Origin of the sequence: Bacillus cereus group sp. BfR-BA-01382 (assembly GCF_022663475.1) — a bacterium.
Lineage (GTDB): Bacteria > Bacillota > Bacilli > Bacillales > Bacillaceae_G > Bacillus_A > Bacillus_A thuringiensis_S.
Window position 1 is genome coordinate 25,469 of the sequence record NZ_JAKUFQ010000011.1, and the last position, 14,596, is coordinate 40,064.

Genomic DNA, 14,596 nt, shown 5'->3' on the forward strand with positions numbered 1-14,596 from the left:
CATAAGCTATGTCTATGAAAATCAGTGAGAAAAAATTTAATGATCGCGTTGGTGATGGAATTCAAGATTCGTTTATGCGCGGAGCAGTATCTTCGGCACAAACGCGCTTATATACGAATCGCTTAAAAGCCGCAGATGAATTAGGAAACTGGGAAGAGTGGCGTGAACTAGGTGAACAAATCCGTCAACATACGTTAGAAAATCTTGATTATTACTTAATGCAGTTAAGTGAAAATGTATCAAAAAGAGGCGGACACGTGTACTTTGCGAAGACGAAAGAGGAAGCAGCAAAGTATATTCAAGACGTCGCCAAAAAGAAACAAGCGAAAAAAGTAGTAAAATCAAAGTCGATGGTAACAGAAGAAATCAGTATGAACCATGCGCTTGAAGAGATTGGCTGTGAAGTGTTAGAGAGTGATTTAGGAGAGTATATCTTGCAAGTAGATAACGATCCACCTTCACATATTATTGCACCTGCACTTCATAAAAATAGAACGCAAATTCGCGATGTATTTAAAGAAAAGCTAGGCTATGAAAATTCTGATGACCCGTATGAAATGACAAAGTTTGTTCGTAAACAACTTCGTGAGAAATTTATGGATGCAGAAATTGGTGTAACTGGTTGTAACTTTGCTGTTGCAAATACGGGCTCCCTTTGTTTAGTAACGAATGAAGGTAATGCAGATCTTGTTATGTCAATTCCGAAAACACAAATTGCAGTAATGGGTATGGAACGTATGGTTCCGACAATGGAAGAATTAGATGTTTTAGTTGGTTTACTATGTCGTAGTGCAGTAGGTCAAAAATTAACAAGTTATGTAACAGTAGCAGGACCAATTCAAGAAGAGGAAGTTGATGGACCTGAAGAATTCCATTTAGTTGTTGTTGATAATGGTCGCTCTCAAATTCTTGGATCTGAATTCCGTTCAGTATTACAATGTATTCGTTGCGCTGCTTGTGTTAACGTATGTCCTGTATATCGTCACGTTGGTGGACATTCATATGGATCGATTTATTCAGGACCAATCGGCGCGGTATTAACACCGCTTCTAGGTGGATATGATGATTATAAAGAGCTTCCTTATGCATCTAGTTTATGCGGAGCATGTACAGAAGCTTGTCCAGTAAAAATTCCATTGCATGATTTATTATTAAAACATCGTCAAGTCATCGTTGAGCAAGAAGGTCGTGCACCACTTGCAGAAAAACTAGCGATGAAAATGTTTAGTATGGGTGCTTCTTCAGCTGCTTTATATAAAATGGGTTCAAAAATGGCACCAGCGGCAATGAGTCCATTTACATCTGGTAATCGTGTATCAAAAGGTATTGGGCCACTTAAAAACTGGACGGATATTCGTGAATTCCCAGCTCCAAGAAAAGAACGATTCCGTGATTGGTATAAAGATCATAAGAAAGGCGGGGATAAATAATGACAGGATTAATTCAAAACCGTGATGCCTTTCTAGATAACATTGCAAAAGAACTTGGGCGCGCGCGTAAAACAGAAGGTGTAGAGCGTCCAGTATGGAAAAGTAATGTGAATATAGAAACGTTAAAAGATTATTCACAAGAAGAATTACTAGAAGTGTTTAAAAATCAATGTACAAACATTCATACAACTGTAGTAGAAACGACAAATGAACGTTTACGTGAAGACCTTCAACAAGTAATCATGGAAAACGGCGGAGGACCTATTTTATTATCAGCGGATGAGCGTTTTGATGCATATGGTTTAACATCTTTATTTAAAGAAGAACTTCCAAAGCGAGACGTTGAAGTAAACGTATGGGATCCAGAGAGAAAAGACGGAAATATGCGTTTAGCTGAAAAAGCGAATATTGGTATTGCATTTAGTGATTATACATTAGCTGAATCTGGTACAATTGTTGTACAAAGTCATAAAGGACAAGGACGTTCTTTACATTTTTTACCAACTGTATATTTAGCTATTATTCCACGTGAAACACTTGTGCCTCGTATTACACAAGCAGTTCAGGATATGAACTCACGTGTAGAAGATGGCGAGACAGCGGCATCTTGTATTAACTTTATTACAGGACCAAGTAACTCGGCTGACATTGAGATGAATCTTGTTGTCGGAGTACATGGACCATTAAAAGCAATATATTTCATCGTATAAAAGAGGGGAAAGCAGGCCAGAAAATGGCCTGCTTTTTTAGTAGAATAATGGATAATATGAAGTAGAAGTTCTCTCCTTTTTTTGCTATGTTTTTTGGGAAAGGAGAGGAAGGGATGTTCACTTATTTATATGCACTGTTAGCAGGGATGGTGTTTGGTTCATTTTTTATGTTAGTTGCGATGAGGGTTCCATTAGGGGAGTCTATCATTACCCCGCGTTCACATTGTCATTATTGTAAATATGTGCTAAGGCCAAAAGAACTAATCCCCATCATTTCATTTTATATACAAAGAGGCTGTTGTACGAATTGTAAGAGGCAAATTCCGATTATGTATGTAGCATTTGAATGTATAACAGGAAGTATATTTCTTCTTACCGTGTATATGATTGGAATAGAACGAGAGCTTATTATCATTTTATCCCTTTTTTCGCTACTTCTTATTATTTCACTTACAGATTACTTATATATGTTAATTCCTGATTGTATTTTAATTTCATTTGCCGTTTTACTCATTCTCGAAAGTGTTTTTGTACAATTAGTTACTTGGACAGATAGTATAGTTGGTAGTGGTGTTATATTCATTTTGTTATATTGCATGCAAAAGATATATCCAGAAGGGCTTGGCGGTGGAGATATAAAACTACTTTCGTTGCTTGGGTTTATAGTAGGAGTGAAGGGAGTTTTTATCATTTTATTTTTAGCATCTTGTTTTAGTCTTTGTTTTTTCGGGATTGGGATCGTATTAAAGCGTATAGAAGTACGAAAGCCCATTCCATTTGGTCCTTTTATTAGCCTTGGGGCAATATGTTATGTATTGGTCGCATATTCAAAGTAGAGAGGGAATAGAAAATGAACGTATATATGGATGATCAAAGAAGTTGTCCGTTCGGGTATGTGCCGGCAACTACAGTAGAATGTACCTTACAAATGGTTCGGGATTATGGTGTGAATATTCTTTCCCTTGATTTTAATATGGGATGGGGAGAAAAAAGTGGACTAGATTTTGTAGAAGCCTTTTGTACAGAAGGGTTATATGTAAATGAAATTCACCTTCATACGAATGATATCATCGGTATGCATAAGATGAAACAAAGATTGGATAAGGGAAAGGAAGAAGGAGAAATTAATCCTTACCTTGTTGTTAAATATGTGGGAAGCTAAAAACTCCAAAGTAAAACTTTGGAGTTTTTAATGTTTCATATGTGCTTGTAAAGGAATAATCTCTTCTTGTTGAGCTGCTGCGATTTCAGTTTCTTCCTGTTGAACGTCAGGTGTTTTCTTAGTTAAGTAGTGGTATACCATACCGACAAATACTGATCCGCCAATAATGTTACCGATTGTAACAGGAATTAAGTTATGAATAGCACCTGAAAAAGAAATTGTCTCAGGATGCGGTGAAACTAAAGATAAAGCAAAGAGTGATAAGTTTGCAATACTATGTTCGTAACCAGATAAGAAGAATGTGAAAACAAGTAGCATCATGACCATTATTTTTGCTGTGTCACCTTTGACCTGAGAAGGTAAGAAGCAAGCAAGACATACGAGCCAGTTACATAAAATGGCTTTAAAGAATAACTGCATTGTAGGTGTGTTCATCTTTCCTTCAACGACTTTACTCATTAAGTGACCGTGATCAATTGCTTCAAAAATTCCAGTTGCGTAAAATAGTAAGGCAAAGAATAACGCGCCACCTAAGTTACCTGCGTAACAAGCAACCCAGTTACGCAGTGTATCAGAAATCGTTGTTTCCTTTCTTAAAGTTGCTACAGTAAAGTACATTGTGTTTCCAGTAAACAATTCAGCACCGCCATATATAATAAGTACGAGAGCAATCCCGAAAAACATAGAAGCAGCTAAATAAGTTGCTGGTGAATCCGCAATGTGAAAAAAATTACCTAATTTAAAACATAGTACAATAATAAAACCGATATAAATACCCGCAAGTGCAGCACGAATGAAATATTGCATTGGGTTTGTATCTAGCATTTTCTTTTTGCTTTTAGCCAGTTTGACAACATAATCTAGTCCTTGTTCTAGCATGAGTAATACGCTCCTTTAGTAAATCTTCTATAAATACTCCTTATATGAATAAAGTACATGGAATTGTTCTCACTTTCAATAAGTTTGTGCAATGTTTCACAAAAAGGACATACATATATTTAGAAAACGTTTACAAAAGATAGTATAATGGAATTTTTTCTGGATATTGAGAGGAAGAAAGCAAAAAGAAAAAGCGCTGTAATTACAGCGCTTTTTCGTCTAAATTCTTTTCTACTTTTACTTCTACTTCTTTTGAGAAGAACCAACCACCAACTGCGATTCCGACTAATACAATCCAGAATGTAAGCTTCCACGGAGTGGATTCTGGGAATGAATGTGGAATTACATTTAATGCAGGGTGTGCTAATGTATAAACTGCTAGCTTTACACCAACCCAACCTACAATTAAGAATGCTGCAGTTTCAAGTCCTGGTTTACGTTTTAAGATTTGTACGAAAGCAGTTGCTGCAAATCGCATAATGATTAATCCGATAAGTCCACCCACAAAGATAACAACGAATTGCCCAGTATCAAGACTACCAATTGTACCTAATCCTGTTTTTGGTAAAGTCATTGCTAGTGCAACAGCAGCTAAAATTGAATCAACTGCGAAGGCGATATCAGCAACCTCAACTTTAAATACAGTCCACCAAAAGTTCTCTTGTTTTTTCTTTGCTTCTTTTTCTTCAGTTTCTTCATCCGTATTCTTTTTAACATACGTTTTAAATAAGTGATTACCAGCGATAAACATAAGGTAGATGGCACCGATTGCTTGCACTTGCCATACATCGACTAAGAACGAAATCATAAATAACGATCCGAATCGGAAAACAAATGCCCCCGCTAATCCATAAAATAGTGCTTTCTTTCGTTTTTCTTCTGGTAAATGTTTTACCATAATTGCAAGAACAAGAGCGTTATCAGCCGCTAAAATTCCTTCAAGTGCAATTAGGATGAGTAATACCCAACCATACTCCAATAATAATGATACATCCATGTACATTCTCCTCTCATTTCTATAAGTTCTAAATAAGTGAAGAATTTCCCCACTATTTAGTTTCCCCATACTCCTGCCTATTAACTTTGGAAGAATCTGGAAATGAATACAAAAAAGACCTCTGCCGTTAATAGGCAAAGGTCTTGCTAGACATATGTAATGAAAATGCCAACAAAGCCGGAAGAACTAAGTTCTACGTAATGACGACTTTGTTTCCAAGAAATTTTCTTGGACGCTACTCCCCTTTGGAGATATGCTATTGTATTCTCATTATATGGATAATTTCTACGGTTGTCAACCTGTTAAAATATCTTCATTCGGATATTTTATTTTCCGGTTCTTTTTACGAGCAAATGAAAAAGCCAATGTTAAAGGACCCATTTTCCCAAAAAACATCATAAAGATAATAATAGCTTTTCCGATTATAGTTAAGTGGGGTGTTAAGTTCATACTGAGGCCAACAGTCCCAAATGCTGAAAATACTTCGAAAGCACTCATCAATAGAGGAACTCGCTCAGTAATACTCAAAATTAAAATAGCAAAAAAGATAAATGAAATGGAAATGATAGTAATAGTTAATGATTTGACAATGAGAGTATCTTTAATGGATTTTTTAAATACGACAATATCCTCTTGTTCTTGTAGAAATTTAAATACGCCAAAAAATATGATTAAAAATGTTGTTAACTTAATCCCACCACCCGTTGAAGCGCTACCAGCACCAATAAACATAAGGAGCATCATTAATAGGAGGGAAGGTTTTGACAATGTAGAAATATCAACTGTATTAAACCCGGCAGTTCGCGTCGAAATTGCTTGAAAATAAGAGGCTATTCCTTCTTCAAATGGGGTAAAACCTCTCATAGAAAGGGAGTTATGGAACTCGAATATAAAAATAAAAAGGGTAGCAATAATGTTGACGATTAGAGTAGAAGAAAGCATAAGTTTTGAATGTAGTGTAAGGTTTTTAAAGTTTTTCTTTCTTTTTATGTCTACGATTACTGTAAAACCTATTCCACCTAAAATGATGAGAGAGGAAATGACGAAATTGACAAGAATGCTATGAGAATGGGACATTAAATTATCGCTCCACACAGAAAAACCAGCATTGTTAAAGGCTGAGATTGAATGGAAAAAACTATAATAGATCCCTTTGGTAACCCCATATTTTGGTACCCACTCAAAAGAAAGAATTAAAGTAGCGATACATTCGACTGTAAAAGAGAATAAAAATAACGATTTGGCAAGACGGATGACGCCGCCGATATTCGTTTGATTTAATGCTTGTTGTAATAAAATACGGTTTTGAAGACCGATTTTTCTTCCGAGCATAATCGCAATTAAGACAGCAAAGCTCATAATGCCAAGCCCGCCAACTTGTATAAGCGCTAAAATGACACATTGTCCAAATAAAGTAAACATTTTTCCGGTATCTACAACACCAAGCCCAGTAACAGTACAAGCGGAAACGGTTGTAAATAAGGCATCGAGCCATGAAATGGACGTTGTCGTAGCAATGGGCAGTTTTAATAAGCATGTGCCGACAACTGATAATAGAAGAAAAGATAAAGTAAGAACGCGTGGAGGGCTCATGCTAATATTAATCCGTTTCATTTCACATATCGCTCCTTTCATTTTGCTTTGATTAGTATGTGAAAAAGCACTATTATGTATGTTGAAAATAGAAAGAGGCAGAGAATATCTGCCTCTAAGCCATATGTTATATTATTATCCACGTAATTGTTGTTGTGCTAAAGCAACAAGACGTTTTGTTACTTCACCGCCAACTGAACCGTTAGAACGAGATGCTGTATTAGACCCTAAGCTTACACCAAATTCTTGTGCAATCTCATATTTAAATTGTTCAAGCGCTTGCTCTGCACCTGGAACTAATAATTTGTTTGTTTTTACCATGTTGATACACATCCTTATGAGTAGTCCAGTTCAGCTAAGTTCTTATCTAAACTGGTAACGTTATTTTATGTGGAAATGACGTAGTCATACGCGGAAGTAATCGGTGCGATTAGAAGTTCTTGGATAGAAAAAAGAGTAGCAAATTTGCTACTCTTTTTTTAGTATTGTCGCCGTTCCTTCCACGACAATATCATCTGATTGATTATATATGTTTGTTTGCAACGTAATGATTTTTTTATCGTCACGCTTCTTAATAACCTCTGCCACAACACGAAGTGTATCACCGATTTTGACAGGGGCACGGAATGAAACATTTTGGGATAAATAAATCGTATTTTTGCCTGGGAGTTTCGTTCCAAGGATGGTAGAAATAAAACTCGAAACGAGCATACCGTGAGCAATACGTTCTTTAAACATTGTTGTTTTTGCAAAAGAATCTAAAATATGAATAGGATTCACATCTCCAGTCAATTTTGCAAAATTGATAACATCTTCATCCGTAATTGTTTTTGTAAGGGATGCTTGATCACCGACTTGAATCTCATCATAACGAAGCTCCGGAACAGTTTGTGCTTCTTGAAATGGATTCATTTTGTCCTCCTTCTTTTCCATATCGAAAAATGCTAGCCATCTTGATGTAGTAGGAGGAAGAAAGAGTTTTGTTTGTGCTGCAGTTAGCTCCCACATTTTTCTTACTTGATGGAAGTAAATAGATTTTTTGAATTTTCCTCGAACTTTTTTGCGAGTTCCAACTGTTTTGACTTGAACTCTTCCAAAAAACCCTCTAACTGTTTTTGAGCCTCTTCACGTTGTAATTGTTGTTGCTCAATAAATTGTTTTGTTGTTTCTTCAAATTGACCGCTTGTTTGTGTAAGGATTGACAAAGATGTTTTTGTAGGAGAAACAGTAAGTTGCTGCATATGAGCAGAAAGTTCCTTCCACTTGTCTTGCCACTCGTTAATTTGATCATTTAAGGAGTTTCCAGTTAATTGTTTCACGTAATCTGTATATTGGTTATTGAACTGAGCAGTGAGTTGTTGTAGTTCTTTTTCTAGTTCATCTACTCCTGATGTTAATTTATGCAAAGCGTCTTGTTGTTGTTTTAATGTTTCTAAAGTAAGTTGCTCTAATTGTTTCCCAGCTGAAGAGAAAAGGGAAAGTGATTGAGACCAGTTTTTCCAAAATGCATCGACTAATTCGTATGGTTTAGTTTCCATTGTTTGACCCCCAAATGTTTTTTTGCATATTGTGAACGCAGATTACTCTGCTGTACCACCAGGTGAAGATGAAGAATCCTTTTCATCCTTTTCTGGAGAAGTAGAAAATGGAAAGAATGCATTGGTGTATAACGTGAAAAACGTTCGCAACATATTTTGATAATGTTCAAAAGAAGTCGCACATGTTGTTAAATATTGCTCTCCATATTCAGTTAAAGAATAAATTCTTTTTGCCGGCCCTCCATCGCTTGTATCCCAAGTAGAAGAAATAAGGTTTTCTTTTTCTAATTTGCGTAGTGTTCTATAAACATTACCTTGGTCAACAGAAGAAAAGCCGATATCCATTAGCATTTGAATAAGTTTGTAACCATGAAGACTCCAGTCTTTTAGACAGAGAAGTAAGAAGGGAACTAAGAAGTTTTTTGGCATGGAGTTTGGTTGTTTCGCTTGGTTGTTCTCCAAACTTTCGCGTTGTTCTGGTTCATTTTGTAGCATGATTGTGCATCACCTCATGAATCAGTTAGATGGAATTTTTTGCTTATAAGTGCAATTTACACCTATCTGTTTTTAAAGTCAACACATTTGTTAGAAAATAGAAAAAAATAAAATATAGACTTGAAGTTTTATTCAGAATATTAGAAAATAGTGAATAGGTTGAATTGTTTCAAAAACGAAAAAGGGAGTGTAGGTAAAGTGATTGATCAAAAATTCGATCCACTACAAGCATGGAAAAATGCTTATGAACAAACCGAAACATTTTGGGGAAAAGCGCTCAATGAAACAATTAAAACAGAAGAATATTCTGCTTGGATGGGCAGCGTTCTAGATTTGAATTTGTTTTATCAAAAAGCATTAAATGATACGACAAAAAACTATTTAGAACAAGTAAATGTGCCGACGAAAGAGGATATCGCAAGAGTGGCTACGCTTGTTATTAACTTAGAAAATAAAGTAGATAACATTGAGGAGTTTCTAGAGGAGAAAGTAGATTCTTTAGGACAAGCTCCTACATTAAAGCGTGATGTGACGAAAGTGAAACAAGATATTCGTACGCTTGAAACAAAAGTAGATCAAATTTTAGAATTGCTAGAAAAGCAAAATGCAGTACTAGCTAAACTACAAGTACCTGTAAAAGAAGAGATAAAGCCTGCGAATAAGCCGGAAAATAAAAAATGATAAAAGCGCTTGTTTATAACAGGTAAAAGAGAGAGGGAGAATCTCTTTCACGTGTAAACGGCGAAACATAATTATATAGGGACTCTACAGTATGAGTACCAAAATGATTCATAACAATCGTTCACAAATTCATTTAAGGGGGAAAAGAAATGGTTCAATTAAATGGCAAAGTAGCAATCGTAACAGGTGGAGCAAAAGGGATTGGAAAAGCAATTACAGTAGCATTAGCACAAGAGGGAGCGAAAGTAGTTATTAACTATAATAGCAGTAAAGAAGCAGCTGAAAATTTAGTAAATGAACTAGGAAAAGATGGACATGACGTTTATGCAGTGCAAGCGGATGTTTCTAAAGTAGAAGATGCAAACCGACTTGTAGAAGAAGCTGTGAATCATTTTGGTAAAGTTGATATTCTTGTTAATAATGCTGGTATTACAAGAGATCGTACATTCAAAAAGTTAAATCGTGAAGATTGGGAGCGCGTAATTGACGTGAATTTAAGTAGCGTATTTAATACGACAAGCGCGGTTCTTCCATATATAACGGAAGCGGAAGAAGGAAGAATTATTAGCATTTCTTCTATTATTGGCCAAGCAGGTGGATTTGGCCAAACAAACTACTCAGCAGCAAAAGCGGGTATGTTAGGATTTACAAAATCATTAGCATTAGAACTTGCAAAAACAAATGTCACTGTAAATGCAATTTGCCCTGGATTTATTGATACTGAAATGGTAGCAGAAGTACCAGAAGAAGTACGTCAAAAAATCGTTGCAAAAATCCCGAAAAAACGTTTTGGTCAAGCTGATGAAATTGCAAAAGGTGTAGTATACCTATGCCGTGACGGTGCGTATATCACAGGTCAGCAATTAAACATTAACGGCGGATTATATATGTAATGAAGTAAGAAAAAAGTGCATATCCATAGCAGGAATGCACTTCTTTTTTTAGAAGGAAATCGACCAAAAAGGAGATAGGAAAATGACTACATTCGCAACAGAATGGGAAAAGCAATTAGAGCTATACCCAGAAGAGTACCGAAAAGCATACCGCCGAGTGAAAAGGGCGAGTGAAATTTTATTACGTGAACCAGAGCCGCAAGTAGGATTAACGCCGAAAGAGGTTATTTGGACGAAGAATAAGACGAAGCTTTATCGCTACATTCCAAAACAAGAAAAAACACAAAGAGTTCCAATTCTGTTAATATATGCTCTTATTAATAAACCATATATTATGGATTTAACTCCTGGAAATAGTTTAGTGGAATATCTAGTGGATCGTGGTTTTGATGTGTATATGCTTGATTGGGGCACATTTGGTTTAGAAGATAGTCATTTGAAATTTGATGATTTCGTGTTTGATTATATTGCAAAAGCAGTAAAAAAAGTAATGCGAACTGCAAAAGCGGACGAGATTTCTTTACTTGGTTATTGCATGGGTGGAACGCTAACTTCCATTTATGCAGCACTTCATCCGCACATGCCAATTCGTAATTTAATTTTCATGACAAGTCCTTTTGATTTCTCTGAAACAGGATTGTATGGTCCTTTATTAGATGAGAAATACTTCAATTTAGATAAAGCGGTTGATACATTTGGAAATATTCCGCCAGAAATGATTGATTTCGGAAACAAAATGTTAAAACCAATTACGAACTTTGTTGGTCCATATGTTGCTTTAGTAGATCGTTCAGAGAATGAGCGCTTCGTCGAAAGCTGGAGATTGGTTCAAAAGTGGGTTGGTGATGGTATTCCGTTCCCAGGTGAATCATACAGACAGTGGATTCGTGATTTTTATCAAAATAATAAACTGGTTAAGGGTGAACTTGTTATTCGCGGACAAAAGGTAGACCTTGCAAATATTAAGGCGAATGTCTTAAATATTTCCGGGAAACGTGATCATATCGCTTTGCCATGTCAAGTAGAAGCGTTACTAGACCATATTTCTAGCACAGATAAACAATATGTATGTTTACCGACAGGGCATATGTCTATTGTTTACGGTGGAACAGCTGTAAAACAAACATATCCGACGATTGGAAATTGGCTTGAAGAGCGTTCTAATTAAAAATAAAAAAATCCAACTAGCCTATGTTAGTTGGATTTTTTTATGGAAAATAACAAAACATAGAAAGGAGAAATTTATATTTTAGGAGTATGATTATGAAACTTATGACCGGTAAGTTGTTTTGGAATACAGGAGTTTCTGTACCTTGTTATCCACCGTTAGAAAGTGATATGATATGTGATGTACTTGTAGTCGGAAGTGGCGAAGCAGGTGCTCATATAGCGCATTCGTTAGCGAAAATTGGTATGAGTGTTACACTTATTGAAAAAAGAGCAATTGCGTGTGGTAGCACAGCTGCTAATACAGGTTTACTACAATTTCTTCATGATAAATCGTTAACTTCTCTTATTCATACATTTGGTAAAGAAAAAGGGGTACGAGCATATAAGCTTTGTTATGAAGCGCTAAGAACAATGGAAGAGGTTATACCGACTCTTGATATTGATCCCCATTTTATTCCGCGAAATAGTTTATATTATGCAAGTAAAAGTGAGGATGTCTCATTTTTACAAGAGGAATATAATACGTTACAGAATTATGGATTTCCAGTTGAATATTTTACAGAAGCTGATATTAAGAAACGTTATTCTTTTGCAAAACAAGCAGCGTTATATATGCAAGGTGATGCTGAGGTGAATCCGTATTTACTAGCGCATAGTTTTTTGCATAAAGCAAACCAAATGGGAGCTAATATATATGAACATACAGAGGCAATACATATAAAAAAACACCAAAATGATTTAATTTGTTACACGAAAACAGGAAATCAAATTGTAGCAAAGAATATTATTATGGCGACAGGTTATGAAGCGCTTTTTGGAAAGAAAGAAAAGAATACAACAGTAGAAACTTCTTATGCAATTGTAACAAATGAAATAAATCAGTTTGAAGGCTGGCATGAGCGATCGTTAATTTGGGAAACGGCACGGCCCTACTTATATTTTCGAACGTATCGAAACCGCATTATTGTAGGCGGATTAGATGAAGCGATACAAATTCAAACAATCGGTGATACGAAATTATTGCATAAGCGTGATATCCTTATTAATATTGTAAAAGAACTGTTCCCGCAGTATAAAAATATACAGGCAGACTACTATTGGGCAGCCGCATTTGGTGGTACTCATGATGGTCTCCCCATTTTAAAAGAAGACGAAAAGATACATAATTTGTTTTACGCATTGCCGTATGGAGGTAATGGAACTGTATATGGAATGGTCTTTGCCAAATTATTTGAGCAGTTATTTACAAATAAAGAAAGTAAAGATTTTTCTTTATTTAATCGATAGAAAAAAGGTAGCGAAGTGATGGAATGAGAGATATAAAAAAGTTTTTACAAAAATTACGTCCTGTACAACTCATCGTTTTGTTTTATTTATTAGCGGTAGTTGTATCGGTAATATTGCTTAGTTTCCCGTTTGTTACGAAGGCTGGTGTGAAATGGACATTTATAGATGCCCTCTTTACATCTGTTAGTGCGGTAAGTGTTACGGGACTGTCTGTTGTTACGATTTCAGATACATTTACTACGGCAGGAATTATTATGTTAGCCCTTATTTTACAATTAGGCGGCTTAGGGATTATGGCACTTGGTACGTTTGTTTGGATTATAACGGGGAAAAAAATCGGTTTGCAGAGAAGAAGACTCATTATGGCAGATCATAATCAAGGGAATTTATCAGGCCTTGTAGAATTGATGCGTTCTATTTTAATTGTAATTATTTCGATAGAACTTATTGGAGCAATACTATTAGGTACAAGATTTCTACTTTATTTTCCAACTTGGCAAGAAGCTTATTTCCACGGTTTCTTTGCCGCTGTTAGTGCAACTACGAACGGAGGATTTGATTTAACTGGACAATCACTAATTCCGTACAAAAAAGATTATATTGTGCAAATGATTCATATGTTGCTTATTATTTTAGGAGCGATTGGCTTCCCGGTGTTAATGGAAGTAAAACAATTCTTTAGTAAAAGGCGACAGCAACTATTCCGCTTTTCGTTATTTACAAAATTGACGACAACGACATTTTTTGCACTCGTTATCGTTGGAACAATTATGATTTTTCTACTAGAACGAAATCAGTTTTTAGCAGGAAAGTCATGGCATGAAACAGTTTTCTATACATTATTCCAATCTGTGACGACGCGAAGTGGTGGACTGGCTACAATGGATATACGTGAATTGTCACAACCGACGCTTTTATTTATGAGTATATTAATGTTTATAGGGGCATCTCCAAGTTCGGTTGGGGGCGGAATACGTACAACAACATTTGCTGTTAGTATATTGTCACTATACACCTTTGCAAGGGGCGGTAGAACAGTTAGAGTCTTCAAACGTCAGTTACATGAAGAGGATGTACTGAAAGCATCTGTCGTTATGACGATGGGGATTTTGTTATGTGCTACTGCGCTATTCGTTTTATCTATTACGGAAAATGTACCGCTTATGAGCTTAATTGTTGAGGTTTGTTCTGCTTTCGGAACGACAGGACTATCAACAGGTGTTACGCCTGATTTAACAACTATTGGGAAGCTTGTACTCATTGTGCTTATGTTTATCGGACGCGTTGGTATTTTAACATTTATTTTAGCTAGTGGTGGAAGGGAACAACCACCTCGCTATAAATACCCGAAAGAACGGATTATTATTGGATAGTATGAAACCATTCTACCTATGTTAGGTAGAATGGTTTTTTAGTCGTTAATGCCAAATTGTGGATGCATAAAAGCTTCATTTTTATTATCTGATTCGTTTTTTAGCAACTCTTGATTTTCTTCTGAAATCCACCCAATATCATTTGTAGGATGGATCCACTCATCACCAGCCATAATGGCAGGATCTACTTCATCACTCCAATTGTTAAGTGGACTGTTCTCGGAATTATATTTACTGTCTCCAATTACAACATCATATGGATTCACAAAAGGTTGTTGCATCGTTTTTCCTGTTCCTTTAAAAGATGGAAAATTCATTTGATGCGGGAGCGTTTCGTCTAAAATTGGTGATTGAATCTTTTCTTTTTTCTTCAAAATCATCGCTCCTT

Annotated in this window: 17 protein-coding genes and 1 riboswitch; of the genes, 9 read left to right on the forward strand and 8 right to left on the reverse strand. The window is 35.9% G+C overall.

Annotated features, from left to right (window positions below):
• Positions 1-8: 8 nt before the first annotated feature.
• The 4 genes from MR160_RS07270 to MR160_RS07285 all read left to right on the forward strand — a co-directional run bounded on the left by MR160_RS07270 (position 9) and on the right by MR160_RS07285 (position 3,302).
• Complete coding sequence (locus MR160_RS07270; RefSeq protein WP_242297180.1) at positions 9-1,430, forward strand: LutB/LldF family L-lactate oxidation iron-sulfur protein; 1,422 nt, start codon at positions 9-11, stop codon at positions 1,428-1,430.
• Positions 1,430-2,140 (forward strand): LutC/YkgG family protein, encoded by a 711-nt coding sequence (locus MR160_RS07275; protein ID WP_000147194.1) that lies wholly within the window; start codon positions 1,430-1,432, stop codon positions 2,138-2,140. The genes MR160_RS07270 and MR160_RS07275 overlap by 1 nt, the downstream gene beginning before the upstream one ends.
• 113 nt (positions 2,141-2,253) lie before the next feature.
• Positions 2,254-2,976, forward strand: coding sequence for a prepilin peptidase (locus MR160_RS07280; RefSeq protein ID WP_000495721.1), 723 nt, complete (start codon positions 2,254-2,256; stop codon positions 2,974-2,976).
• A 14-nt stretch (positions 2,977-2,990) separates the two neighbouring features.
• Positions 2,991-3,302, forward strand: coding sequence for a cyclic-phosphate processing receiver domain-containing protein (locus tag MR160_RS07285; RefSeq protein ID WP_001103767.1), 312 nt, complete (start codon positions 2,991-2,993; stop codon positions 3,300-3,302).
• Positions 3,303-3,329: 27 nt separating this feature from the next.
• Here MR160_RS07285 and MR160_RS07290 read toward each other — a convergent pair whose 3' ends face one another.
• From MR160_RS07290 to phaQ, 7 genes are all read right to left on the reverse strand, one after another.
• Positions 3,330-4,181 (reverse strand): formate/nitrite transporter family protein, encoded by an 852-nt coding sequence (locus MR160_RS07290; protein ID WP_000893035.1) that lies wholly within the window; start codon positions 4,179-4,181, stop codon positions 3,330-3,332.
• A gap of 202 nt (positions 4,182-4,383) precedes the next feature.
• The gene (locus tag MR160_RS07295; protein WP_000383326.1) at positions 4,384-5,178 is read right to left on the reverse strand and encodes a TerC family protein; all 795 of its coding nucleotides are present in this window, start codon (positions 5,176-5,178) and stop codon (positions 4,384-4,386) included.
• An 82-nt stretch (positions 5,179-5,260) separates the two neighbouring features.
• Positions 5,261-5,434: riboswitch (yybP-ykoY riboswitch) on the reverse strand.
• A 38-nt stretch (positions 5,435-5,472) separates the two neighbouring features.
• Complete coding sequence (locus MR160_RS07300) at positions 5,473-6,792, reverse strand: TrkH family potassium uptake protein (RefSeq protein WP_000822358.1); 1,320 nt, start codon at positions 6,790-6,792, stop codon at positions 5,473-5,475.
• A gap of 114 nt (positions 6,793-6,906) precedes the next feature.
• A complete protein-coding gene (locus MR160_RS07305; RefSeq protein WP_000241212.1) occupies positions 6,907-7,092 on the reverse strand; it encodes an alpha/beta-type small acid-soluble spore protein in 186 nt (61 codons plus the stop codon).
• A 147-nt stretch (positions 7,093-7,239) separates the two neighbouring features.
• Positions 7,240-7,683 (reverse strand): MaoC family dehydratase, encoded by a 444-nt coding sequence (locus tag MR160_RS07310; RefSeq protein WP_001067916.1) that lies wholly within the window; start codon positions 7,681-7,683, stop codon positions 7,240-7,242.
• 101 nt (positions 7,684-7,784) lie between these two features.
• A complete protein-coding gene (gene phaP, locus MR160_RS07315; RefSeq protein WP_000448596.1) occupies positions 7,785-8,309 on the reverse strand; it encodes a polyhydroxyalkanoic acid inclusion protein PhaP in 525 nt (174 codons plus the stop codon).
• 42 nt (positions 8,310-8,351) lie between these two features.
• Positions 8,352-8,804, reverse strand: a complete 453-nt coding sequence (gene phaQ / locus MR160_RS07320; RefSeq protein WP_000939954.1) for a poly-beta-hydroxybutyrate-responsive repressor — start codon at positions 8,802-8,804, stop codon at positions 8,352-8,354.
• 198 nt (positions 8,805-9,002) lie between these two features.
• Here phaQ and phaR point away from each other — a divergent pair, with 198 nt between their 5' ends.
• From phaR to MR160_RS07345, 5 genes are all read left to right on the forward strand, one after another.
• Positions 9,003-9,485, forward strand: a complete 483-nt coding sequence (gene phaR / locus MR160_RS07325; RefSeq protein WP_000566941.1) for a polyhydroxyalkanoic acid synthase subunit PhaR — start codon at positions 9,003-9,005, stop codon at positions 9,483-9,485.
• Positions 9,486-9,634: 149 nt separating this feature from the next.
• Entirely contained in the window at positions 9,635-10,378 is a 744-nt protein-coding gene (locus MR160_RS07330; RefSeq protein ID WP_000250407.1) for an acetoacetyl-CoA reductase, read from the forward strand.
• Between the two features lie 82 nt (positions 10,379-10,460).
• Positions 10,461-11,546, forward strand: coding sequence for a class III poly(R)-hydroxyalkanoic acid synthase subunit PhaC (phaC, locus tag MR160_RS07335; protein ID WP_000206331.1), 1,086 nt, complete (start codon positions 10,461-10,463; stop codon positions 11,544-11,546).
• 95 nt (positions 11,547-11,641) lie between these two features.
• Positions 11,642-12,835: an NAD(P)/FAD-dependent oxidoreductase gene (locus MR160_RS07340; RefSeq protein ID WP_000772567.1), complete on the forward strand. Its 1,194-nt coding sequence runs from the start codon at positions 11,642-11,644 to the stop codon at positions 12,833-12,835.
• A 23-nt stretch (positions 12,836-12,858) separates the two neighbouring features.
• Complete coding sequence (locus MR160_RS07345) at positions 12,859-14,208, forward strand: TrkH family potassium uptake protein (RefSeq protein ID WP_001204689.1); 1,350 nt, start codon at positions 12,859-12,861, stop codon at positions 14,206-14,208.
• Between the two features lie 38 nt (positions 14,209-14,246).
• On the opposite strand, the gene MR160_RS07350 is transcribed toward MR160_RS07345, so the two are convergent.
• On the reverse strand, positions 14,247-14,582 hold the full coding sequence (locus tag MR160_RS07350) for a DUF3905 domain-containing protein (protein ID WP_000726020.1): 336 nt from the start codon (positions 14,580-14,582) through the stop codon (positions 14,247-14,249).
• Positions 14,583-14,596 lie beyond the last annotated feature (14 nt).